Source organism: Serratia sp. Z4 (assembly GCF_009900725.1).
GTDB classification, from domain to species: domain Bacteria; phylum Pseudomonadota; class Gammaproteobacteria; order Enterobacterales; family Enterobacteriaceae; genus Serratia; species Serratia nematodiphila.
In genome coordinates, this window is sequence record NZ_JAAABD010000005.1 from 42,906 (window position 1) to 65,067 (window position 22,162).

At 61.3% G+C, this 22,162-nt stretch carries 20 protein-coding genes; 7 read left to right on the top strand and 13 right to left on the bottom strand.

All coding sequences use genetic code 11. From position 1 onward, the window contains the following. Nucleotides 1-151 precede the first annotated feature (151 nt). From GT753_RS17910 to GT753_RS17935, 6 genes are all read right to left on the bottom strand, one after another. Nucleotides 152-1,339 carry a PLP-dependent aminotransferase family protein gene (locus GT753_RS17910; protein WP_004934394.1) on the bottom strand — a complete coding sequence of 396 codons (1,188 nt, stop codon included), beginning with the start codon at nucleotides 1,337-1,339 and terminating at the stop codon, nucleotides 152-154. 44 nt (nucleotides 1,340-1,383) lie between these two features. Next, nucleotides 1,384-2,085 carry a high-affinity branched-chain amino acid ABC transporter ATP-binding protein LivF gene (gene livF, locus GT753_RS17915; protein WP_015376292.1) on the bottom strand — a complete coding sequence of 234 codons (702 nt, stop codon included), beginning with the start codon at nucleotides 2,083-2,085 and terminating at the stop codon, nucleotides 1,384-1,386. 1 nt (nucleotide 2,086) lies between these two features. Further along, complete coding sequence (livG, locus tag GT753_RS17920) at nucleotides 2,087-2,857, bottom strand: high-affinity branched-chain amino acid ABC transporter ATP-binding protein LivG (RefSeq protein WP_015376291.1); 771 nt, start codon at nucleotides 2,855-2,857, stop codon at nucleotides 2,087-2,089. Continuing rightward, nucleotides 2,854-4,137, bottom strand: a complete 1,284-nt coding sequence (locus GT753_RS17925) for a high-affinity branched-chain amino acid ABC transporter permease LivM (RefSeq protein ID WP_004934385.1) — start codon at nucleotides 4,135-4,137, stop codon at nucleotides 2,854-2,856. The genes livG and GT753_RS17925 overlap by 4 nt, the downstream gene beginning before the upstream one ends. Then, a complete protein-coding gene (gene livH / locus GT753_RS17930; RefSeq protein ID WP_015376290.1) occupies nucleotides 4,134-5,060 on the bottom strand; it encodes a high-affinity branched-chain amino acid ABC transporter permease LivH in 927 nt (308 codons plus the stop codon). Before livH ends, GT753_RS17925 begins: the two co-directional genes overlap by 4 nt. Before the next feature lie 117 nt (nucleotides 5,061-5,177). Next, nucleotides 5,178-6,293, bottom strand: coding sequence for a branched-chain amino acid ABC transporter substrate-binding protein (locus GT753_RS17935; protein WP_015376289.1), 1,116 nt, complete (start codon nucleotides 6,291-6,293; stop codon nucleotides 5,178-5,180). Nucleotides 6,294-6,698: 405 nt separating this feature from the next. On the opposite strand from GT753_RS17935, the gene panM reads away from it, so the two are divergent. From panM to GT753_RS17950, 3 genes are read left to right on the top strand one after another with little or no spacing between them, the layout of a single operon-like run. Further along, nucleotides 6,699-7,091, top strand: coding sequence for an aspartate 1-decarboxylase autocleavage activator PanM (gene panM, locus GT753_RS17940; protein ID WP_015376288.1), 393 nt, complete (start codon nucleotides 6,699-6,701; stop codon nucleotides 7,089-7,091). Next, a complete protein-coding gene (locus GT753_RS17945; RefSeq protein WP_160125815.1) occupies nucleotides 7,088-8,305 on the top strand; it encodes a DUF3142 domain-containing protein in 1,218 nt (405 codons plus the stop codon). The genes panM and GT753_RS17945 overlap by 4 nt, the downstream gene beginning before the upstream one ends. Before the next feature lie 43 nt (nucleotides 8,306-8,348). Then, nucleotides 8,349-10,361: a hypothetical protein gene (locus GT753_RS17950; RefSeq protein ID WP_371732177.1), complete on the top strand. Its 2,013-nt coding sequence runs from the start codon at nucleotides 8,349-8,351 to the stop codon at nucleotides 10,359-10,361. Between the two features lie 64 nt (nucleotides 10,362-10,425). On the opposite strand, the gene rpoH is transcribed toward GT753_RS17950, so the two are convergent. From rpoH to ftsY, 4 genes are all read right to left on the bottom strand, one after another. Next, entirely contained in the window at nucleotides 10,426-11,283 is an 858-nt protein-coding gene (gene rpoH / locus GT753_RS17955; protein WP_004934345.1) for an RNA polymerase sigma factor RpoH, read from the bottom strand. 316 nt (nucleotides 11,284-11,599) lie between these two features. Next, nucleotides 11,600-12,553, bottom strand: a complete 954-nt coding sequence (gene ftsX / locus GT753_RS17960) for a permease-like cell division protein FtsX (RefSeq protein ID WP_004934340.1) — start codon at nucleotides 12,551-12,553, stop codon at nucleotides 11,600-11,602. Continuing rightward, nucleotides 12,543-13,214, bottom strand: coding sequence for a cell division ATP-binding protein FtsE (gene ftsE, locus GT753_RS17965; protein ID WP_004934337.1), 672 nt, complete (start codon nucleotides 13,212-13,214; stop codon nucleotides 12,543-12,545). The genes ftsX and ftsE overlap by 11 nt, the downstream gene beginning before the upstream one ends. 5 nt (nucleotides 13,215-13,219) lie before the next feature. After that, nucleotides 13,220-14,887, bottom strand: a complete 1,668-nt coding sequence (gene ftsY / locus GT753_RS17970; RefSeq protein WP_160125817.1) for a signal recognition particle-docking protein FtsY — start codon at nucleotides 14,885-14,887, stop codon at nucleotides 13,220-13,222. Nucleotides 14,888-15,129: 242 nt separating this feature from the next. Here ftsY and rsmD point away from each other — a divergent pair, with 242 nt between their 5' ends. Further along, nucleotides 15,130-15,750 (top strand): 16S rRNA (guanine(966)-N(2))-methyltransferase, encoded by a 621-nt coding sequence (rsmD, locus tag GT753_RS17975; RefSeq protein WP_015376284.1) that lies wholly within the window; start codon nucleotides 15,130-15,132, stop codon nucleotides 15,748-15,750. Next, a complete protein-coding gene (locus GT753_RS17980) occupies nucleotides 15,740-16,012 on the top strand; it encodes a DUF1145 family protein (protein WP_004934327.1) in 273 nt (90 codons plus the stop codon). Before rsmD ends, GT753_RS17980 begins: the two co-directional genes overlap by 11 nt. A gap of 3 nt (nucleotides 16,013-16,015) precedes the next feature. Here the strand turns inward: GT753_RS17980 and GT753_RS17985 are convergent, their stop codons facing one another. Further along, on the bottom strand, nucleotides 16,016-16,372 hold the full coding sequence (locus tag GT753_RS17985) for a DUF2500 domain-containing protein (protein ID WP_015376283.1): 357 nt from the start codon (nucleotides 16,370-16,372) through the stop codon (nucleotides 16,016-16,018). Nucleotides 16,373-16,532: 160 nt separating this feature from the next. On the opposite strand from GT753_RS17985, the gene GT753_RS17990 reads away from it, so the two are divergent. Beyond that, on the top strand, nucleotides 16,533-17,159 hold the full coding sequence (locus tag GT753_RS17990) for a lysoplasmalogenase (protein WP_004934322.1): 627 nt from the start codon (nucleotides 16,533-16,535) through the stop codon (nucleotides 17,157-17,159). A gap of 40 nt (nucleotides 17,160-17,199) precedes the next feature. Here the strand turns inward: GT753_RS17990 and GT753_RS17995 are convergent, their stop codons facing one another. Beyond that, complete coding sequence (locus GT753_RS17995) at nucleotides 17,200-17,577, bottom strand: AprI/Inh family metalloprotease inhibitor (RefSeq protein WP_015376281.1); 378 nt, start codon at nucleotides 17,575-17,577, stop codon at nucleotides 17,200-17,202. A gap of 55 nt (nucleotides 17,578-17,632) precedes the next feature. Beyond that, entirely contained in the window at nucleotides 17,633-19,096 is a 1,464-nt protein-coding gene (locus GT753_RS18000) for a serralysin family metalloprotease (RefSeq protein ID WP_004934318.1), read from the bottom strand. 683 nt (nucleotides 19,097-19,779) lie between these two features. Between GT753_RS18000 and GT753_RS18005 the strand changes: the two genes are divergently transcribed. Then, nucleotides 19,780-22,098 carry a zinc/cadmium/mercury/lead-transporting ATPase gene (locus GT753_RS18005; protein ID WP_160125818.1) on the top strand — a complete coding sequence of 773 codons (2,319 nt, stop codon included), beginning with the start codon at nucleotides 19,780-19,782 and terminating at the stop codon, nucleotides 22,096-22,098. Nucleotides 22,099-22,162: the final 64 nt, after the last annotated feature.

A 22,162-nucleotide genomic window follows, 5' to 3' on the forward strand; every position in this document is an offset into this window, starting at 1 on the left:
AGCGAAAAGAATCAGTTTTTTGTTCGGAAGCTAACATGCCATGCGCGGATGACAGAAAAATAACCGTTAGATGACAGCCACATGACGGCAAGGTGAAGTGAAGATGGCGGTTTGATGTCGGCGGCGGGCATCAGCTCCGCCGCCGCGAGGCTTATAGCGAACGGCGCAGGCGCGCCACCGCTTCTTGCATCTGCTGCTCGGTGGCGGTGGCGAACGACAGGCGGAAGGTCGAACGATCCGGGTTGTCGGAGAAGAAGTATTCCCCCGGCACGAACACCACGCCCTGCTGCAGCGTGGTGTTCAGCCATTCGGTGGCGTTGAACGGCTGGCGGAAACGCGCCCACAGGAACATGCCGCCCTTCGGTTTATCGAAGGTGATGTAGTCGCCCAGCTCCTGCTCCACCAAACCGGCCAGGATCTCGCCCTTCTGTTTGTAGGCGGCGCGGATCTTGTCGATCTGGGCCGGCAGGCGATCCAGGCCGAGATAGCATTCGACGATGCTCTGCGACAGGGCGCTGGCGTGCAGATCCGCCGCCTGTTTGATGATCGCCACTTTATGCAGCAGGAACGGCGGCAGGATCGCCCATCCCAGGCGCAGGCCCGGCGCCAGGATCTTGGAGAAGGTCGAGGTATAGATGATGTGGTCGGTATTGCCCAGCACCCGCTGCGACACCTGATGCAGCGTCGGGTGGCGCTCTTCGGTGAAACGCAGCTCGCCGTACGGATCGTCTTCGATGATCAGGAAGTTATGTTCGGCGGCCAGCTTCACCAGCAGTTCGCGGCGCGCGGCGCTGAGGGTGATGCCGCTCGGGTTGCCGAAGTTCGGCACCACGTACACGCCCTTGATACGCTGGGTTTTCAGCAGCTCGGCCAGCTCTTCCACCACCATGCCGTCGCTGTCGGACGAGACCGACATGATGTTGGCTTCCGCCAGTTCCAGCGTTTGCAGCGCCGCCAGGTAGGTCGGGCGCTCCACCACGAACACGTCGCCCGGGTTGACGATGGCGCGCATCACCAAATCCAGTGCCTGCTGAGAACCGGCGGTGACCATCACCTCTTCCGCGCGCGCGGTGACGCCGCGCTCGGCGCACAGCGCGCAGATGCGCTCACGCAGCAGCGGGCTGCCCTCGGTCAGGCCATACTGGAACGCGCTTTTCGGCTGTTCGGTGATCGCCTGCTGGGTGGCAATGCTCAATCCTTCGAAATCGAACAGCGCATCAGAGGGGATGCCGCCCGCCAGCGAAATGACGTGTTCCATCTTGCTGTGCTTAAGCAATTCACGGATGGCCGAACTTTTTACGTTAACGATGCGCTGCGCGAGTAACCCTTCTGTCTTCATTTCTTCTTCTCGTACCTGATTATTTTAATTCGTAGGGGGGCGGATTAACCGCCCAGATACGCCGACCTCACTGCTTCGTTGGCTAACAATGCAGCCCCCGTATCTTCCAACACCACGCGGCCGTTTTCCAGCACATAACCGCGGTCCGCCAATTTCAGCGCCTGATTGGCGTTTTGCTCCACCAGGAAGATAGTCATGCCCTCTTCCCGCAGCTGCTGAATGATGTCGAAGATCTGCTGGATGATGATGGGCGCCAGCCCGAGCGAAGGTTCGTCGAGCAGCAGCAGCTTCGGCTGGCTCATCAGCGCGCGGCCGATGGCCAGCATTTGCTGTTCGCCGCCGGACATGGTGCCGGCACGCTGGCTTCGGCGCTCCAGCAGGCGCGGGAACAGCGTGAACACCCGTTCGATGCGCTGTTGATACTGGTGACGATCGGCGAAGAAGCCACCCATCGCCAGGTTTTCTTCCACCGTCATGCGCGAGAAGACGCGCCGCCCTTCCGGTACGATCGCCACCGCTTCACGCATGATGCGCGAGGTTTGCCACTGGGTGATGTCCTGGCCCTGAAAGACGATGCTGCCTTCGCTGGCGCGCGGTTCGCCGCACAGGGTGCCGAGCAGCGTGGTTTTACCGGCGCCGTTGGCGCCGATTAACGTCACGATTTCGCCCTGACTTATCGTGAGACTGACCTGATGCAGCGCCTGAATTTTGCCGTAATGGGCGGATACCTGATTGAATGACAACATATTATTCTTCGCCCAAATAAGCCCGGATCACGTCCGGGTTGTTACGGATCTCCGCCGGTGTGCCCTGCGCCAGCGGCGTGCCCTGATTCACCACGTAAATGCGATCGGAAATGCCCATCACCAGCTTCATGTCGTGCTCGATCAGCAGCACCGAGACCTTATGCCGATCGCGCAGCTCGACGATCAGATGATCCAGCTCGTCGGTCTCTTTCGGGTTGAGGCCGGCGGCCGGTTCGTCCAGCATCAGCAGCTCCGGCCGGGTCACCATGCAGCGGGCGATCTCCAGCCGACGCTGCTGCCCGTAGGCCAGGTTGCCCGCCGAACGGTTGGCCATCGATAGCAGGCCAACGCGCTCCAGCCACTCCGCCGCGCGCGCCAGCGCTTCGGCTTCGGCGCGGCGGAAGGCCGGGGTTTTCAGCAACCCGGCGAACACGCCGCTTTTCAGGTGCTGATGCTGCGCCACCAGCAGGTTCTCAATCACCGTCATTTCACGGAACAGCCGCACATGCTGGAAGGTGCGTACCACGCCCATACGGGCAATGGCCTGCCCCGCCAGCCCTTCCAGATGGCGATCGCGCAATTTGATGGTGCCGCCGCTCGGGCGGTAAAAACCGGTCAGGCAGTTGAATACCGTGGTTTTACCGGCGCCGTTGGGGCCGATCAGCGACACGATTTCGCCTTCATTGAGCGTCAACGCCACATTGTTGACCGCCAGCAACCCGCCGAAACGCATCGACAGGCCTTCCACCTGAAGTAAAGGTTGAACGCTCATGCCTGTTCCCCCTTGCCCGCGTGAATGTCCGCCGCCTGCAGCTTCAGCTGCGGCCGTTTCATCGGCAACAGCCCCTGCGGCCGCCAAATCATCATCAGCACCATCAGCGCACCCAGCAGCAACATGCTGTATTCATTCAGATCGCGCATCAGCTCGCGCGACACCACCAGCAGGATCGCCGCCAGAATGACCGCGAACTGCGAGCCCATGCCCCCCAACACCACGATCGCCAATACGAAGGCCGACTCGACGAAGGTGAAGGATTCCGGGCTGACGAAACCCTGGCGCGCGGCGAACAGCGTGCCGGCAAACCCGGCGAAGGCGGCGCTGATGGTAAAGGCGGTCAGCTTGATGCGCGTCGGGCTGAGGCCCAGCGAGCGGCAGGCGATCTCGTCTTCACGCAGCGCTTCCCAGGCGCGCCCGAGCGGCATGCGCAGCAGGCGGTTGATGACGAACAGCGTCAGCACCACCAGCAGCAGCGCCACCAGGTACAGGAACACGATGCGATCGCTCGGATCGTATTTCAGGCCGAAGAAGTTATGGAAGGTATCCCAACCGCCGTCGCGCACGCTGCGGTTAAATTCCAGGCCGAAAAAGGTCGGTTTCGGGATCTGGCTGATGCCATTCGGCCCGCCGGTGATCTCGGTATTGTTCAGCAGCAGGATGCGCACGATCTCGCCGAAGCCGAGCGTCACGATCGCCAGGTAGTCGCCACGCAGCCGCAGCACCGGGAAACCGAGCAGGAAGCCGAAGGCGGCGGTGACGATACCCGCCAGCGGCAGGCTCTCCCAAAATCCGAAACCGTAATAGTGATTCAGCAGCGCGTAGGTGTAGGCGCCGATGGCGTAGAAACCGCCGTAGCCCAGCACCAGCAGACCGGACAAACCCACCACCACGTTGAGGCCGAGGCCCAGCATCACGTAGATCAGCGTCAGGGTGGCGATATCCACCGTGCCGCGCGACACCAGGAACGGCCAGGCGACCGCCGCGACGATGAGCAGAGCCGCCAGCAGCTTTTGCCGCGGCGTGGTGCCGTCGAAGCTCGGCAGCACGAACGCCGGGCCGGAGACCTTTTTCAGGCCCTGCAGCAGCAGCGGGCGCAACAGCTGGAAGAAAAAGACGATGACGCAGCCGATGCCGATCCACATCCAGCGCACTTCCGCCGCGCCGTGCACCACCAGTTTGGTGCCGTCCAGGCTGAGCTGCATGCCCATCAGGAACGAAGCCATCACGAACAGCACCGCCGTGGCGATCAGCGCATTAAGCAGATTGAGTTTCATACTTTCTCAACCTCCGGACGCCCAAGAATGCCGGTCGGCATGATCAGCAGCACCACGATCAGCAACGCGAACGACACCACGTCTTTGTATTCGGTGCTCAAATAAGCGGAGGTCAGCGCTTCCGCCACGCCCAGCACCAGGCCGCCGATCATCGCGCCGGGAATGCTGCCGATGCCGCCCAGGACCGCAGCGGTAAAGGCTTTCATACCGGCCATAAAGCCGATGTAAGGGTTGATGACGCCGTAGAACTGGCCGAGCAACACCCCGGCCACCGCCGCCATCACCGCACCGATGACGAAGGTCAGCGAGATCACCCGGTCGGTGTTGATGCCCAGCAGGCTGGCCATCTTCAGATCTTCCGCGCAGGCGCGGCAGGCGCGGCCCATGCGTGAATAGCGGATAAACAGCGTCAGCGCCAGCATCGCCAGGAAGGTCACGAGCCAGATGGTCAGCTGCATGGTGCTGATGGTGGCGGCGAAGCCGTTGCTTTCCCCCAGCACCCACTGGCCGGTCACCAGGCTGGGCAGCGCCAGATCGCGCGAACCCTGCGTCAGGCTGACGTAGTTTTGCAGGAATATCGACATGCCGATGGCCGAGATCAGCGCAATCAGGCGCTTGGAGTTGCGCACCGGCTTGTAGGCCACCCGCTCGATACTCCAGCCGTAGGCGCTGGCGATGACGATCGAGACCAGGAACGCGGCGCCGATCAGCAACCAGCCGACGTCGATGCCGAGCATCATCAGGGCGGCGATAACGATAAAGGAGACATAGCTGCCGATCATGTACACCTCGCCGTGGGCGAAGTTGATCATGCCGATGATGCCGTAAACCATGGTGTAACCGATGGCGATCAATGCATAGGTGCTGCCCAACGTTAAGCCGTTGAACATCTGCTGCAGAAAATAGAGGAGCTGCTCTGACATACTCTGAACCCTTGGCTGCGAAACCCGCCGGCGGAGAACCGGCGGGTAAAGGGAGACGGGGCCGGCAAGCCGACCCGCCGGGCGCAGCGGGCTGCGCCCCACCCTAATCATTATGGCTTATTTGATCGGTGTGGACGTGCCGTTGGCATGCCATTCGAACACGCCGAACTCGAAGCCTTTCAGATCGCCCTTGTCATCCCAGCTCAGCGGTCCCATCACGGTGTCCACCGGCTTGCCGGTTTTCAGATCCTTGACGATGTCCGCCGGCTCCTGACTGCCGCTGCGCTCCATGCCGGTGGTCAGCGACTGCAGCGCGGCATAGGTGGTCCAGACGAACGGGCCGGTCGGATCCAGCTTCTTGGCTTTCAGCGCATCGACGATCGGCTGGTTGGCGGGCACCTGATCGTAGCGTTTCGGCAGCGTCACCAGCATGCCTTCCGAGGCGGCGCCGGCGATGTTGGACAGCGAGGAGTTACCCACGCCTTCCGGCCCCATGAAGCGGGTGGTCAGCCCGGCCTGTTTGGCCTGACGCAGGATCTGGCCCATTTCCGGGTAGTAACCGCCGAAATACACGAAATCGATATTCTCTTTCTTCAGGCGCGCCACCAGGGTAGAGAAGTCTTTGTCGCCGGCGGTGATGCCTTCGAACATCGCCACTTCGGTACCCTGTTTTTTCAGGCTGTCGCGCACCGAGCGCGCCAGGCCTTCGCCGTATTGCTGCTTATCGTGCACCACGGCGATGCGCTTCGGCTTGATGTCGCTGAGGATGTATTTGGCGGCGGTCGGGCCCTGATCCGAATCCAGACCGGTGGTGCGCAGGATCATCTTGTAGCCGCGAGTAGTCAGATCGGCGTTGGTGGCCGCCGGGGTAATCATGATCACGCCTTCGTCTTCATAGATATCGGACGCCGGCTGGGTGGAAGAGGAACACAGGTGGCCAATCACGTAGCGAATGCCGTCGTTGATCACCTTGTTGGCGACCGCAACCGCCTGTTTCGGATCGCAGGCGTCGTCGTATTCCACGCCAACCAGCTTGTCGCCCTTGATGCCGCCCTTGGCGTTGATGTCGGCAATCGCCTGGCGCGCGCCGGTAAACTCCATGTCGCCATACTGCGCGACCGGGCCGGACATCGCCCCGACGATCGCCACCTTGATGTCTTTCGCCATAGCCGCCTGGCTCATGGCCATCGCAATGCAACCCGCCAGCAGTGCCTTACCTGTTGTTAATTTCATCCGCAAATCCCCATCTGTCGTTGTGAACGTACCTGTTGTGTTTGCCTGCGCCCGATCGTTATTGACCGCTTTTGTTATAAGTAATAATGATTTAGGCAATTTGTCGGCATTATTTTCTAATAAGACTTTATTTTTCATGCCATTAAACAGGAATTTTCTGCTGCAAATCAACTTCATCAGGCAGAAACAAGCGGTGTAAACAGGATAAAATTCGAATTAAATCTGCGCCGTTTACCTTGAGGCGTAGCGCGTTGTGCTGGTTAACAATCCCTTTACTAACTATTTACTCGGAAAATGCCCCGTGCAAAAAACATATTGCACAGTAATCGTACAGAAAAACTTACACAACGCTCTGCACAAGATCTATTACACTGTCGGCATCATTTAGCTGCGCGGAAATTCTGCATGAAACTGACCATCGAGCGCCTGACCGCGCTGTCCCCGCAAGACCTTATCGATCTCGGTAAAATTTGGCCGCATCAGCAGCCGGAACAGTGGCAGAGCTGGTTGAGCGGCGGCAAGGCGCTGTTCGCCGCCCGCTTCAACGAGCGTCTGCTGGGCGCGGTGAAAATTGCGCTGCAGGATGACCGCGCCGAGCTGCAGGACTTGCTGGTGCGCGAAGTGACGCGCCGCCGCGGCGTCGGTCTTTACCTGGTGCAGGATGCGCAGCGTCAGCTGCCGCAGGTCGCTCACTGGCAGCTGTCGACCGCCGGCCTGGCACCGCGCGAACGCGGGGAAGTCGAGAACTTCATGCGCGCCTGCGGCTTCGCACCGCAGGGCGATCTCTGGCAAAAATGAAACGCCGGTTGGCGGCGCTGGTCTTGATTGCGCTGGGGCTGGCGGCCTGGTTCGCCGGGCGCCAGCAGGCGCTGCGCCTGGCCTCAGACTGGGATCAGCAGGTTTATGTCTGGCAGCGGGTCTGGACGCCGCAGCACGCCGATGCGCTGGCGCACAGCCGCGATCTGTTCGCCGGGCTGCGGGTGCTGGCGCTGCAGGTGCATCCACGCGAGGGCTGGCGGGAAATCCCGGCCGACCTGCGCTTATTGCAACAGGATGGCCGCCCGCTCTGGCTGGTGGCGCGCCTCGACGGCCAGCTGCCGCAGCTGGACCAGGAAGCCATTATCCAGCGGCTGCTGGCGCTCGCCCAACGCTGGCAGACGGCTGGGCTGCCCGTCACCGGCGTCGAGATCGATCATGACGCCGCCACCGCCCGCCTGCCGGACTACCAACGCTTTCTGCAGCGGCTGCGCCAACGGCTGCCCGCCGCTTTGCAACTCGGCATCACCGCCCTGCCCGCCTGGATCGGTTCACCCGGCCTGCCCGGCGTACTGCAACAGGCCGACAGTTCCGTCCTGCAGGTGCATGCGGTGCTCTCGCCGCAGCAGGGGCTGTTTGACGGCTCCTTGGCGCTACGCTGGGTGCGGCAGTACGCCGCCGTCACACCGAAGCCGTTTCGCGTCGCGCTGCCGGCTTATGGCATGGCACTGCTGGGTTTTGATGCACAGGGCGCGCAGGTGGAGAGCGAATCCTCGCTGCGCGTGGCCGGCAACGGCCGCGAACTGACGGTCGCGCCGCAGCAGATCGCCGATTTTCTGCAAACGCTGGCGCAGCAAACGCCGCCCCGGCTGCGCGGCATTATCTGGTTCCGCTTGCCACTGGCGGACGATCGGCGTGCCTGGTCGCTCGCCACGCTGCGAGCGGTGATCGAACGGCGGCCGCTGAATGTCGACTGGCAGGTAAAATTTAGGCCTCAGCCACAGCAAAACGGGCTGTATGATCTGATAATTCATAACAACGGGCCGGTGGACGCCCCGCTGCCGCAAGAAGTCATCATCCGCGCCGACGACTGCCTGGCGGCGGACGCGGTCGGCAACTACCGGCTGGAATCCGCACCGCAACGGCAACGCTTTATTCGCATCAGCGGCGATCAGCTGCGCGCCGGGCAATCCCGGCCGCTGGGCTGGCTGCGCTGCCAACAACTGACGCCAGGAGGCACCCTTGTCACACCTTGATACGCGCGCGGCACGGAACACCCGCCGCCTTCTTCCGCTGGCCATGCTGATCGGCGCCGCACTGCCGCTGGGCGGCTATGCCTGCGGCCCGGATTTTCCTAACCGGCTGCTGATCGATCGCAACGGCACCCTGCTGTATATGCCGGAGGGCAATTTCGCCTTCGAAGCCGGCCGGCTGGTGCCGGCGGACAGTCAGTTGCCGCACTGGCAGGCCCCGCCGCCGCCGATGCCGCCGAAACCGATGCCGCAATCGCCGGAAACGATAGCGATCGGCAAAATGCGCGCCGCCAAAACGGTGGAAGAAGCTGACGCCGTCAATACGCAGGGGCTATCCAACGCCGCCCGCCTTTATCAACTGGGTGCCGTGGCTTTCGCCAGCCACGATCCGCGCGCCGCAGACTATTTCCAGCAGGTGCTGAAGCTACCGGCCGTCGAGCAGGGCGATTGGGGGCTGCGGGCGCAGTATTCGCTGGGGCGGGTACTGATGGCGGACCACGGGACGCCGGTGAACGAATCCGGTGAAGCGGCCCCCGCCGCCGAGCACCCGCCAAAAGCCGCGCTTGAACAGGCGCTGGCTGCATTCCAGCAGGTGATCGATCGGGTGAAAAACGGCGCCGCCGATCCCGATCAGCTGGCGCTGAGCAGCCTTGGGCAGCAGGCGCGCATCCACCTGTGGCTGGGTGAGGTCGCCCCCGCCGCCCACCTGTACGCACAGCAGGCGGCGCAGGGCGATCCGAGCGGCGGGCAGTCGCTGCAGTACGTCTCCAGCTTCCTGGTCAATCCCGACCATTTGGACACGCTGAAACAGATTATCGGCGATCCGTTGATCCAGCAGCTGGTGACCATTGAGCTGTTCGCTCGCAGCGGCAACCTGCAAATGGCGGATACCGACGGCAACGGCCGCTCCGCACAAATCATCAGCCAGATCCTGACGCTGCTGGACGGCTCAGTGAAAAGCGGCTTCGCCGGCAGCGATCGGCTGGCGGCATTGGCTTACCGCTCCGGGCAGTACCCGATGGCGGCAAGCCTGCTGAAAAACGCCGGCGACAGCGGCCTGGCGTGGTGGCTGCGCGCCAAAATGGCGCTGCGCGACGGCGATGTGAAAGCCGCCACCACCGCCTACGCCAAGGCGGCAAGCGCGTTCCCCGCCGACGAAAGCTGGGGTGAACAGCGCAACGCCGACTTCGTCGCGGAAACCATCGTGCCCGAATGCCGGGTGGCCGGCGAACAGGCCATCCTGGCGCTGAACCGCGGCGACTATCTGCAGGCGATGGACCTGCTGTATCGCGGCAAGGCGCTCTATTGGGCCGACGTGGCCGACGTGGCGGAGCGAGTGCTGACCGTCGATGAGTTGAAAGGCTTTGTCGATAAGCATGCCCCGGCGCCGACGACGCCGCTCAAGCCGGTTAACCCGGACGACTACGGCGGCCAGCAGATCACGCCGGAGGTGCAGCTGCGCGAACTGCTGGCGCGGCGGCTGATGCGCGTCGGAAGAGCGCCGGAGGCGCTGGCCTACTTCGATATCCCCAACTACCGGCAGGCGGCGCAGCAGTACGCCGACGAGCTGAAGGCCGCCAAGGACAAATCCGCTGCGCCGCTGGCGCGTGCGCAGGCTTACTATCGCGCCGCCAACCTGCTGCGCGCCCAGGGGCTGGAATTTACCGGCTATGAGATGACGCCGGACTACGCCATCTATGGCGCCGGCTATTCCTATCTGGGGGATGCGTTCGATACCCGCGAGCTGAAGCACAAAAGTTGGATCGACAGCGCGGAAGCGGTACGCGCCAAGGCGGCGCTACCGGCGGAAGACAACCGTTTCCTGCACTATCGCTGGCAGGCGGTTGGGCTGGCGCAGCAGGCGGCCGATCTGCTGCCACCGAAGAGCCAGGCCTATGCCGCCGTGCTGTGTAACGCCGCCAGCTGGGTTATCAAGCGCGACGCCAAAACCGGCCGAGCGCTTTATCAGCGCTACATCAACACCGGCACCCGCTACCCGTGGGCGGCGAAATTCGGCTACGACTGCCCGGCGCCAGACTTTGCCGCCGTGGCGCCATAGCGCCGAATTTCAGGCACTAAAAAGCCCGGCTTGCCGGGCTTTTTTTATCGAATCTCGCATCGACTCAGGCTTCGATCGCCATTTTCAGTTTCTTCATGGCGTTCTTTTCCAGCTGGCGCACGCGTTCGGCGGAAACGCCATACTGATCGGCCAGCTCCTGCAGCGTCGACTTGTTGTCGTCGTCCAGCCAACGGGCGCGAATGATATGCTGGCTGCGTTCGTCCAGACCTTCCAGCGCATAGGCCAGTTTGTCTGCGGCGTTGCTTTCCCAGTTATCTTCCTCGATGCCTTCGGCGAAGTCCGAGCTCTTGTCCTGCAGGTACAGCACCGGCGCCATCGACTGGCCGTCGCGGGCCTCGTCGTCCGGAGTCGGATCGAACGTCATGTCCTGCGCCGCCATGCGCGATTCCATCTCGCGCACGTCTTTGCTGGTTACGCCCAGCTCACGGGCCACCAGTTCCACTTCGTCCTGGTTGAACCAGCCCAAACGCTGTTTGGTTTTGCGCAGGTTAAAGAACAGCTTGCGCTGCGCTTTGGTGGTCGCCACTTTCACGATGCGCCAGTTGCGCAATACGTACTCGTGGATTTCCGCCTTAATCCAATGCACCGCAAAGGAAACCAGACGCACGCCGACTTCAGGGTTGAAGCGGCGAACGGCTTTCATCAGGCCGATATTGCCTTCCTGAATCAGATCCGCCTGCGGCAGACCATAGCCTGAATAGTTGCGGGCAATATGAGCGACAAAGCGCAGGTGAGACAGGATGAGCTGCTTAGCGGCATCCAGATCGCCCTGATAATGCAGCCGTTCAGCCAGCTCCCGCTCTTCCTCTGCCGTCAGCATCGGATAGGCGTTGGCTGCCCGGATATAGGCTTCCAAGCTACCTTGGGGTACTAAGGCTAAAGTTTGCATTTCTTTGGTCATTCAAACCCTCTCTATGAGAATACAAAATCATGCAGGTGATTATTACAGCGGGGAAATGATTGATTCTACGGCAGTTGCTGAAGCAAAAGCGGTTCCACACGCCGGGCACCTTAACATTTGCTGCAATTTTTGACCGTATTCCGCCCCAGAAGTTCACCCTTTTTGCAAGCATTGTTGCTGACAATACGTGACGAAGGTGCAGGCCGATAGGGAATTTGTGCGCTAAGAAGAGAGGGATGGTGCTGACTTCGCTTGAGGTCACTCTTCTCCCGCAACGCGATCAAAAGCAGCAGGAGAAGAGTATACCAAAAAAATCTTACTGTGGTGTAAATCGGCGTAAATGTTGCACCGTCGCCAGCCAGGCGGCGATCCAACCGATCATCGCGGAGATGATCAGCAGCAGCAGCGCCTCATCCCAACCCAGCCCGTGCAGGGTGAAGGTGGTGCCGAATACCTTGGCCACGCCGGCGACCACCGACTCCAGTTGCCATACCAGCGCCCCGGACAACACCAGCGACAGCAGCGCGCCGGCAAAGCCCAGCATCGCCCCGCCGTTGAGGAACGGCCGCAGGATAAAACCGTCGGTGGCGCCGATCAGTTTCATCACGTTGATGGTGTCGCGACGGCTGAAGATGCTCAGACGCACGCTGTTGCCGATCACCAGGAACACCGCCACGATCATCAGCACGCCGATGATCGCCGCAATCTGACCCGCCAGCCCGGTCAGCGCCGCCAGGCGGGCAAACCAGCTGTCATCCATACGCACTTCTTCCACGCCCTGCACCGCCGCCACGCGATCGCGCAGGGTGTTGAGGGTGTCCGAACTCTGGAAGCTCAGCTTCGGCGTGACGATCGCCACCGCCGGCAGCGGGTTCTCTTCCAGCATGTCCAGCGCGCCGCCAAAGCCCGACCAGTTGCGGAACTCGCCGCGCGCTTCTTCACGCGACAGGTAGTTCACCTTCTCCACGCCGGCTTCCGCCTTGATGGCGTCGAGCACTTTCAGCGCGGCGTCGTCATCGAGCGATTTATCCAGATAGACGGTCAGCTGCGGCGTTGGATACCACTGGCTGGCCGCGGTGCTGACGTTTTTCCACACGATGTAGCACACGCTCGGCAGCGTCAGGGAAATAGCGATCACCATCACCGTCAGCAGCGTCGCCAACGGCTGACGCAGCATGTCTTTGATGGCGTTCATCCAGGCGTAACGCCACTGTTCGCGCCAGCCGCCGCGCAGCGCCTTGCTCTTGGCGGTTTTTGCGTTATTGGCCATGGTGAGCGCCTCCTTGCATGCGGCCCTGGCTCAGCGTCAGGATGCGGTAATTGCGGCGGGCGATAAGCCCGGTGTCGTGCGTCGCCATCAGAACGGTCACGCCGACGCGGTTGAATTCTTCAAACAGGCGCAAAATGCCTTCCGACAGCGCATCGTCCAGGTTACCGGTCGGTTCATCCGCCAGCAGCACCGCCGGCTTGTTCACCACCGCGCGGGCGATGCCCACACGCTGCTGCTCACCGCCGGACAGCTGAATCGGGAAGTTCTTCGCTTTATCCAGCAGACCGACCTTGTCCAGCGCGGCGGAAACGCGGCGGCGGATATCTTCGGTGCTGGCGCCGGCGATGATCAGCGGCATCGCCACGTTGTCATACACCGTGCGATCCAGCAGCAGGTGGTGATCCTGGAAGATCATGCCGATCTGCCGGCGCAGGAACGGCACCTCGCGGTTTTTCAAACGGCTGATGTCGTGGCCGCCAAACCAGATGTGGCCGGCGCTGGGCCGTTCGATACCGCAAATCAGTTTCAGCAGGGTACTTTTCCCCGCGCCGGAATGGCCGGTCAGAAACGCCATCTCCGCCGGGCGCAGATGGAAATCAACCCCCTGCAGCGCTTGCCGTCCGCCCAGATAAGCTTTACTGACCTGTTCAAAGCGAATCATCCGTATTAATCCTCTCGGGCAAAAAGTGCCTCAATAAAATCGTCAGCCTTAAACGGCCGCAAATCTTCGATGCCTTCCCCGACGCCGATATAGCGGATCGGGATACCGAACTGATCGGCGATGGCGAAGATCACCCCGCCCTTGGCGGTACCGTCCAGTTTAGTCAGCGTGATGCCGGTTAAGCCCACGGCCTCATTAAATAATTTCGCCTGACTGACGGCATTCTGGCCGGTGCTGGCATCGAGCGTCAGCATAACCTCATGGGGGGCCTGGTCGTCCAGTTTTTTCATGACGCGGACGATCTTCTTCAGCTCTTCCATCAGGTGCGATTTGTTCTGCAGACGGCCGGCGGTATCGGCGATCAACACATCGATGCCGCGCGCCTTGGCGGCCTGCACCGCATCGAAGATCACCGAAGCGGAATCCGCGCCGGTATGCTGCGCCACCACCGGAATGCGGTTGCGTTCGCCCCACACCTGCAGCTGTTCCACCGCCGCGGCGCGGAAGGTGTCCCCCGCCGCCAGCATCACCGACTTGCCTTCCGCCTGGAATTGACGCGCCAGCTTGCCGATGGTGGTGGTTTTACCCACGCCGTTCACGCCGACCATCAGGATGACATACGGGGTTTTCCCGCTGACATCCAGCGGCTGATCGACCTTGGCCAGAATTTCGGACATTTCCTCCTTCAGCTTGCCGTACAGCGCTTCGGCGTCTTTCAGCTGCTTGCGGCTGGCGTGCTGGGTCAGGGAGGTGATGATCTTGCGCGTGGTGTCCACGCCAACGTCGGCGATCAGCAGCTGTTCTTCCAGCTCATCGAACAGGTCGTCGTCGATCTTTTTACCACGGAACAGCCCCATAAAGCCGGAGCCGAGGTTCTGCTTGGTCTTCAGCAGGCTGCGCTTCAGGCGCGCGAAGAAGCCCTCTTTGGTCGGGCGCTCCTGCTCTTGCGCAGCGGCCGGCACGACGGGTTCCAGCGGCTCTTCTTCCGCTTCCGGCTCTGGCTCAACGACCAGCTCGGGTTCGATGACCGGCTCGGGCTCGATGACCGGCTCGGGTTCGACGACCGGCTCAGGCTCAACGACCGGCTCAGGCTCAACGACCGGCTCAGGCTCAACGACCGGCTCAGGCTCAACGACCGGCTCGGGTTCGACGACCGGCTCAGGTTCGATGACTGGCTCGGGTTCGACGACCGGCTCGGGCTCAACGACCGGCTCAGGCTCAACGACCGGCTCAGGCTCAACGACCGGCTCAGGCTCAACGACCGGCTCAGGCTCAACGACCGGCTCAGGTTCGATGACTGGCTCGGGTTCGACGACCGACTCGGGTTCGGTAACAGGTTGCTGCTGCGCCGCCACCTGTTCGGTGACGCTGACGATCTCTTCGGCCAGCGCTTGCGCCGCCGGATGCTCGGCCGCTGCCGGCAGATTTTCCGCGATTTGCTCGCCGGCCTGACCGTTATCCCACTCTCCCGGGGTGTCGACGGAGGCGGCAGGTTCAGATTCCTGGGCGGGGAGCTTGTCGTCCAGCTTGGCGGTGACCGGTTCAGCCGGCGTCTCCGCGGCCTGAGGTTCCGCCTGCTCTACCGACGGCTCAGGTTGCTGTTGATCTTCTTCCTTCTCCTTCTGGCCAAACCCCAGCCAGGAGAAAAACCCACGTTTCTTATCTTTTGCCATGTTATGACTCTACTCCGTACCGAAGGCTCGCTTACCCTCCATACCTGAAGGATATATGCTGACAATAATCCGCCGAGTCTATCACTTTCCCTCGCCCAGCAACACGCATCCGGCATGCTTTCCGGCGTGAAATCAGACAACAACGTTTTACCGTTCCCCCCGACGCCCGTCACCGGTAGAATAGGGACAACTTTTCGTTAACCTCGGCGGCCCCGCGCCGCGAAAGAAACCAAACAACGCTTATGACAAGACTCTCGCCACGGGCGGCGGCCAAAAAACCGCCCCAGGCCGCAGCCGGACAGATCCGCATCATCGGCGGCCAATGGCGCGGTCGCAAACTCCCGGTGCCGAACAGCCCGGGGCTGCGCCCCACCACCGATCGGGTACGCGAAACCCTGTTCAACTGGCTGGCGCCGGTGATTCAGGGCGCGCGCTGCCTCGACTGTTTCGCCGGCAGCGGCGCATTGGGGCTGGAAGCGCTGTCGCGCTATGCCGGCAGCGCCACGCTGCTCGAATTCGAACGGCCGGTGGCGCAGCAGCTGGAAAAAAATCTGGCGCTGCTGCAGGGCAAAGGGGTGGTTATCAACACCAACGCGCTGAGCTGGCTGGCGGGCGATGGCCAACCGTTCGACGTGGTGTTCCTCGACCCGCCGTTTCGCAAAGGCCTGCTGGCGGAGACCGCCCTGTTGCTGGAGCAACGCGGCTGGCTGGCCGACGAGGCCTGGATCTATGTAGAAGCCGAGGCGGAAAGCGCCGCGGCGGACGTGCCTGCCAGCTGGCAGCTGCACCGGGAGAAGGTCGCCGGCCAGGTGGCCTATCGCCTTTATATTCGTTCGCAAGAGAAAACCGACCATGTTGATTAATCTGGGCCGCCTGCTGATGCTGTGCGTGTGGGGCTTCCTGCTCTCTAACCTGTTCCATCCGTTTCCCAAGCCGCTGAAGTATTTCATCGACGTGGCGCTGTTCTTTATGGTGGTGATGCACGGCCTGCAGCTGGTGCTGTTGAAATCCACCCAGCCGAAGGATCAGCCGATCAGCTACTGGCAAGAGGCCAAGATCTTTATCTTTGGCGTGTTCGAGCTGCTGGCCTGGCAAAAGAAACAGCCGCCCATCAAGAAGAAGTGACCGCTACGGCTGAGCGGTGAACGAGACGAAGCGCGTGCCCTGCATGTTCAACGTGCCCTGCGCGCCCTTTTCTATCGGGTTGTACTGCCATTGCTTCAGCCGCAGCTGGATATCTTCACCTCCCTGTACCGGGCTGAACACCACCTCGTAATTCATCGGTTCATTGACCAACGGCTCGCGCTGCGGCGCGCGGGTCTTGGTGACCGGCACCGCGCGTTTGTCGCTCACCGTCACCTGCAGACTGCGCATCGGCGCGCGATCGTTTTCCGCCTCCTGCTGCCGCTGCTTGAAGTAGCGTTGCGTGGCCAGCACGGCGATCAGCGCAATCACGGCGACAAAAAATAACGGTGGCTTACTCATCGGTTTCCCATTTCCTTCGCGGCTAAATCAGCGTAAACATAGCATTCTCAAGAAAGCATTGTCGATCGCCGGCAGGCTACCTACACTGAAATGAAGAAGTGACATTGGTGACAGTTTGGAGCCGGTTGTTGCGGCTCCCTCATACATAAGGAAGACATTAATGAGTTGGCCGTTCCTTGCCGTATTCTTTTCCGGTTGGCTGTTCGTCGACGCCTCTTACCGTGGGCCGCGCTGGCAGCGCTGGGTGTTCAAACCCGTCACGCTGCTGCTGCTGTTGCTGTTGGCCTGGCAGGCGCCGGTGCTCGGCGCTGCGGGTTATCTGATCGTACTCGGCCTGCTGGCGACGCTGATCGGCGACGCATTGCTCCTGTTGCCGCGCGAACGGGTGCTGTATGCCATCGGCGCCTTTTTCCTGTCCCACCTGCTGTACACCCTGAGTTTCGCCAGCCAGATGACGTTCAGCCTGTTCTGGCCGCTGCCGCTGGCGCTGCTGGCGATCGGCGCACTGCTGCTGGCCACCGTCTGGACCCGGCTGGAAGAGATGCGCTGGCCGATCGTTACCTACGTAGCGATGACGCTGCTGATGGTCTGGCTGGCGGGCGAACAATATTTCCTGCGCAGCACCGATTTCGGCTTCTCGCTGCTGACCGGCACCTCGCTGCTGCTGCTGGCCAACGTGGTTTGGCTGCTCAACCGCTACCGCTTCACCTTCCGCGCGGCGGACGCCATCGTGGCTTTCTGTTACTTCTCCGGCCACTTCCTGATCGTGCGTTCGCTCTACCTGTAGAGACCTACCGCGGGTTCGGCGCGCCGAACCCGTTTCTTCATCAAGCCAGCGCTTTCAACGTCAGAGCATCATCCGCACCCAGCTGATTGCGGTACAGATCGCCGTCGCGCGAGAAGAACGCCAGCGTGCTGCCATCCGCCCGCAGCAGGGCGATGCCGTCCGGAGCCGGGCGCCAGCCCACGACTTCCGCCGCAAACACGCTCTGCAAACACTGTTGCCGATCCACCAGCTGATAGCCGTTGGTCTCGCTTTGTTCATGCGCCAGAAACTCGATTTGGCATTGCCGTTCGCTGTCGGCCACCTGCCATTGCCCCGCCAGCGACTGCGCGGTCGGCAATGCCAAACTGCCGGCCATCACCGCACTCGTCACCATCATGCCACCCGCCGCCAAAGCGGCGCGCGTTAAAGTACCTTTCATACCGGGCTCCTGCATCACGCCCGGCCGAGACTGCGCCGGGCGTTCCGTTGCTGTGTTACACGATAAAGTCCGTGGCGACGTCTACCTGGCCGACGATTTTCACCAGGAAGTCCGGCGCCTGATGCCCGCCGATGTTCACCGACAAATCGGTCACGTTGCTGGACGCGTTGTAGCTCAGCAGCGCCTCACCGGCCGTGCCGCTGAAGTGATCGACGAAGTGGATGAAATCACTGCTATTCGCTTCTTTATTGAAGAACGACAGGTCGATCTTGTCGATCCCTTTCTGGAAGTCGCGGATCCAGTCGGAAGCACCCGGTGCGGAATCGCTGGCGGCAGAGAACACAAAGATGTCTTTGCCGGCACCGCCCCACAGTTCATCCGCCCCGCCGCCGCCGAACAGCACGTCGTTACCCGCGCCGCCTTTCAGCACGTTGTTGGCCGCGTTGCCGACGATCACGTCGTTGCCGGAACCGCCAATGGCGTTCTCAATGGTCACACCGGCGGCGATCGAGACGTTGCCCTTCAGGCCGCCCACGTCGGAGAACGATTTCTCATTCAGGTTGATGCGCTGGTTAGCGGTATAACCGGAGAAGTCGAAGGTATCGTTGCCACCCGCATCCCAGGCCGCAAAGATCACTTTCTGCGAATTGCTGGTGGTGCTGAGGAAGTCACGACCGGTATTGGAGTTAAAGCCGTACACGGTGTCGCCGGTGCGGGTCGACAGGTTGGCGCCATACAGATGCTGAATGGCGGCAATGTCATCCAGCAGCGGAGCCGCGGCATAGTGACCGCCGTTGTCGCCACCGGTGTTGGTTTCACTCCAGTAGCTCATCAGGCTGAACTGGCGGGTATCTTCCGCATAGGTGACGTCGTTATAGGTCGGGTTGCCCTCACCGGCGTTGTAGTCGCCCGGGTGGCTCAGGCCCAGCGCATGGCCAATCTCATGGGTGAACGTCTGGCGGCCGTAGTCTTCGGTCGCCGGATGCTTCACGTTGGATTGGTTGACGTTGTACCAGGTCTGGCCGCCCAAATCCTGGCCCTGCCAAATGGTGTTCGGCAGGAAGGCGTAGGCCTGGGTACCATAATCATAGTGGCCGGGACGATCCTGGCTGTAATTGCCGAAGGTGATATTGGCCTTTTGACCGGCAGCCACTTCGGTGAAGGTGATATTGGCGACGTCAGCCCAGGACTGCAGCGACAGCTTAGCCTGCTGCTGCTGTTCCGCGCTGAACTTGCTCAGCCCGGTATCGCCGGCGACGTTGGTGGAAGAGAACTTATAGTCCGGGAAGGAGAAGGTTAATTTGACCGGCTGGCCAAATACCTTGTAACCGTTCCAGGTTTGGTTCTCGCGGGTAATAAACAGCCCAGCTTGCTCGTTAGAAAATGAATCCTTGCCATTAATCTGAATCCCGTTACCCCGCTCATGATAATGCAGCAGGTCATCTACAGCATCGTAGCCGGTTGTCGCGGCCGCAAGGCTGGATTCAGTAATTTCAATTGCCTTTTTAGTAGATTGCATTGGTTCGATTCCACTCATTACCTGATTGATATCAATCAGACAGATAGACATAACCTCCCCGTAAGCCACGGTTAATAAACCTTAAGCTTGCTGGAAGGGGCTTATGCGCCGTTACCGGCAGTGTGTTAGGTAGAATTAATGCATATATATCAGCAAATAAGATCACCATTAAAAATGGTAATCGATTCCAATTATAGGCAGGGTCGCAAAACTGCACATAAAATAATCAACCATTTATTATCGCAACGAAAGTTTGTTATGCTGCTTTTTAGGCTTATTTACAAAACAAATGAAACTTGATGAGGATAAGTTGGCACCAAACTTCAATAGCAATGCGGCCTGCAGACTCAAGCGAATCATGCTGGCTTTACTCAGGGGAAAAGGTAAATTTTGCTAAAGCGTTATAGATTAATAACTCTTTATTATTAGGTCGGGCGATTTTTTAGTTTCTATAGGAATATTATTTTCTTATTTAAACTAACGGTGGCGTGCCTTTTCGCCCCAATAGGGGATAAGAAAAGCCGATAGATTAAAATCCGCATTATTCATTATTGAATGAATACCCCCCTTTCTACGCTTGAACGCCGTTAGCAATAATTCTCATCCGGCGCTTGACTCTGGAGTGGACTCCAGGGTGTAGAGTCAGTTGAGCAAACCCGTTTAACAGCCCGCAGGGGGACGTTATGCACAATCAGCAAAACCATAATCATCAGGAACATCACCACGCCGAAGGCGGATGCGGCTGCAACCACAGCCACAGCAAAACTCAGCACGGCTGCAGCAGCGAACCGAAAAACGCCACCGCACAGGCCGAACACGCCCACCATCATCACGATCATGGCGATAGCGGCTGCTGCACCGCCGCGCCCGACGATCCGGACGAGGAAAGCGACAGGCTGGCCGCCGCTCCCCCTTCCGGCAGCCAACGTTTCAGCTGGAAAGTCACCGGCATGGACTGCCCCAGCTGCGCCAAGAAAATCGAAAATGCCGTCACCGCACTCCCCGGCGTCGACAGCGCGCGCGTGTTGTTCGCCACCGAGAAACTGGTGGTCGACGCGCAGTCCGACATCAGCCTGCGGATCCAGGATGCGGTCACCCAGGCCGGCTTTACCCTGCTCGGCGCTCAGACCGCCAAAGCCGCCGCGCCGAAAACCTCACGCTTCGGCGAATTCGCGCCGCTGCTGCTGTTAACCACCCTGATGGTGGTCAGTTGGGTGCTGGATCGGGTTAACCCGGAGCTGGGCCGCATCGCCTTTATCGCCACCACGCTGGTCGGGTTGGCGCCGGTCGCCGCCAAGGCGCTGCGTCTGATTCGCTCCGGCACGCCGTTTGCCATCGAAACGCTGATGAGCGTGGCGGCCATCGGCGCGCTGTTCATTGGCGCCACCGCCGAAGCGGCGATGGTGCTGCTGCTGTTTATGGTCGGCGAACTGCTGGAATCCTACGCCGCCAACCGCGCACGGCGCGGGGTGAAGGCGCTGATGGAGCTGGTGCCGGAAGATGCGCTGCTGCTGCAAGGCACGGAACGCAAACGCGTGCCGGTCGCCAACCTGCGCCCCGGCGACGTGATTGAAATCGCGCCCGGTGGGCGCCTGCCGGCCGACGCCGAGCTGCTCAATCCGTTCGCCAGCTTCGATGAAAGCGCCCTGACCGGCGAATCGGTGCCGGTCGAGCGCCAACAGGGGGAGAAAGTGGCCGCCGGCAGCCTGTCCGTCGATCAGGCGGCGCAGATGAAGGTGATATCCGAGCCCGGCAAAAACGCCATCGACCGCATCCTGCAGCTGATTGAAGAGGCCGAGGAGCGCCGCGCGCCGATCGAACGCTTCCTCGATCGCTTCAGCCGCTATTACACCCCGGCCATTATGCTGCTGGCCGTCGCGGTGATCCTGGTGCCACCGTTGCTGTTCTCGCAGCCGTGGGATACCTGGATCTATCGCGGCCTGACGCTGCTGCTGATCGGCTGCCCATGTGCGCTGGTGATCTCAACGCCGGCGGCCATCACATCCGGACTGGCGGCCGCCACGCGGCGCGGCGCGCTGATTAAAGGCGGCGCGGCGCTGGAGCAACTGGGCCAGATCCAAACCATCGCCTTCGATAAAACCGGCACCCTGACCGAAGGCAAGCCGACGGTGACCGACGTGCTGCCGATCGGCGCGCTCACCGAACAGCGGCTGCTGCAGCTTGCCGCCGCGGTGGAAGCCGGTTCACATCACCCGCTGGCGCAGGCGATCATCAACCGCGCCGCCGCAAGCGGGGCTGAGTTGCCGCTGGCGCAGGCGCGCCGCGCGCTGGCCGGCGTCGGCGTGGAAGGGATCGTGGACGGCAAGACCGTGCTGATCAGCGCGCCGGGCAAGCTGGCGCCGGGTCTGCTCGACGCCCAATGGCAGAGCCAGGTAGACAAGCTGGAAAACGCCGGCAAAACGGCGGTGGTGGTGCTGGAAGACGGCGCGCCCATCGGCTTGCTGGCGCTGCGCGATACGCTGCGCGGCGACGCCAAGCAGGCGATAGCCGAACTGAACGCGCTGGGCATTCGCGGCGTGATGCTGACCGGCGACAACCCGCGCGCCGCCGCCGCGATCGCCGGCGAGCTGGGCCTCGACTATCGCGCCGGTCTGCTGCCGGAAGATAAGGTCAAAGCGGTCACCGAACTGAGTGAACTGCGCCCGACGGCGATGATCGGCGACGGCATCAACGACGCCCCGGCGATGAAAGCCTCCAACATCGGCATCGCCATGGGCAGCGGCACCGACGTGGCGCTGGAAACCGCCGACGCCGCCCTGACCCACAACCGGCTGCTGGGCGTCGCGGAGATGATCCGCATCTCACGCGCCACCCACGCCAATATCCGGCAAAACATCACCATCGCGCTGGGGTTGAAGGGGGTCTTCCTGATCACCAGCCTGCTGGGGCTGACCGGTTTGTGGCTGGCGGTACTGGCTGACTCCGGCGCCACCGCGCTGGTCACCGCCAACGCGCTGCGGCTATTGAGAAAGCGCAGCTAAGCTCTGAAACAAACACGGGCGCGGCATACCGCGCCCGTTGTCATTTGGGGGAGGAAACTTTTAA

What these genes read in the sequence shown, in the direction of transcription:
- GT753_RS17950 (WP_371732177.1), top strand. Translation starts at nt 8,349, where the DNA reads ATGCTGATCGGCGCCGCACTGCCGCTGGGCGGCTATGCCTGCGGCCCG.
- GT753_RS17935 (WP_015376289.1), bottom strand. Translation starts at nt 6,293, where the DNA reads ATGAAATTAACAACAGGTAAGGCACTGCTGGCGGGTTGCATTGCGATG.
- GT753_RS17980 (WP_004934327.1), top strand. Translation starts at nt 15,740, where the DNA reads ATGTTGATTAATCTGGGCCGCCTGCTGATGCTGTGCGTGTGGGGCTTC.
- ftsE (WP_004934337.1), bottom strand. Translation starts at nt 13,214, where the DNA reads ATGATTCGCTTTGAACAGGTCAGTAAAGCTTATCTGGGCGGACGGCAA.
- GT753_RS17910 (WP_004934394.1), bottom strand. Translation starts at nt 1,339, where the DNA reads ATGAAGACAGAAGGGTTACTCGCGCAGCGCATCGTTAACGTAAAAAGT.
- GT753_RS18000 (WP_004934318.1), bottom strand. Translation starts at nt 19,096, where the DNA reads ATGCAATCTACTAAAAAGGCAATTGAAATTACTGAATCCAGCCTTGCG.
- rsmD (WP_015376284.1), top strand. Translation starts at nt 15,130, where the DNA reads ATGACAAGACTCTCGCCACGGGCGGCGGCCAAAAAACCGCCCCAGGCC.
- panM (WP_015376288.1), top strand. Translation starts at nt 6,699, where the DNA reads ATGAAACTGACCATCGAGCGCCTGACCGCGCTGTCCCCGCAAGACCTT.
- GT753_RS17995 (WP_015376281.1), bottom strand. Translation starts at nt 17,577, where the DNA reads ATGAAAGGTACTTTAACGCGCGCCGCTTTGGCGGCGGGTGGCATGATG.
- GT753_RS17945 (WP_160125815.1), top strand. Translation starts at nt 7,088, where the DNA reads ATGAAACGCCGGTTGGCGGCGCTGGTCTTGATTGCGCTGGGGCTGGCG.
- GT753_RS17985 (WP_015376283.1), bottom strand. Translation starts at nt 16,372, where the DNA reads ATGAGTAAGCCACCGTTATTTTTTGTCGCCGTGATTGCGCTGATCGCC.
- GT753_RS18005 (WP_160125818.1), top strand. Translation starts at nt 19,780, where the DNA reads ATGCACAATCAGCAAAACCATAATCATCAGGAACATCACCACGCCGAA.
- rpoH (WP_004934345.1), bottom strand. Translation starts at nt 11,283, where the DNA reads ATGACCAAAGAAATGCAAACTTTAGCCTTAGTACCCCAAGGTAGCTTG.
- ftsX (WP_004934340.1), bottom strand. Translation starts at nt 12,553, where the DNA reads ATGGCCAATAACGCAAAAACCGCCAAGAGCAAGGCGCTGCGCGGCGGC.
- GT753_RS17925 (WP_004934385.1), bottom strand. Translation starts at nt 4,137, where the DNA reads ATGAAACTCAATCTGCTTAATGCGCTGATCGCCACGGCGGTGCTGTTC.
- ftsY (WP_160125817.1), bottom strand. Translation starts at nt 14,887, where the DNA reads ATGGCAAAAGATAAGAAACGTGGGTTTTTCTCCTGGCTGGGGTTTGGC.
- GT753_RS17990 (WP_004934322.1), top strand. Translation starts at nt 16,533, where the DNA reads ATGAGTTGGCCGTTCCTTGCCGTATTCTTTTCCGGTTGGCTGTTCGTC.
- livH (WP_015376290.1), bottom strand. Translation starts at nt 5,060, where the DNA reads ATGTCAGAGCAGCTCCTCTATTTTCTGCAGCAGATGTTCAACGGCTTA.
- livF (WP_015376292.1), bottom strand. Translation starts at nt 2,085, where the DNA reads ATGTTGTCATTCAATCAGGTATCCGCCCATTACGGCAAAATTCAGGCG.
- livG (WP_015376291.1), bottom strand. Translation starts at nt 2,857, where the DNA reads ATGAGCGTTCAACCTTTACTTCAGGTGGAAGGCCTGTCGATGCGTTTC.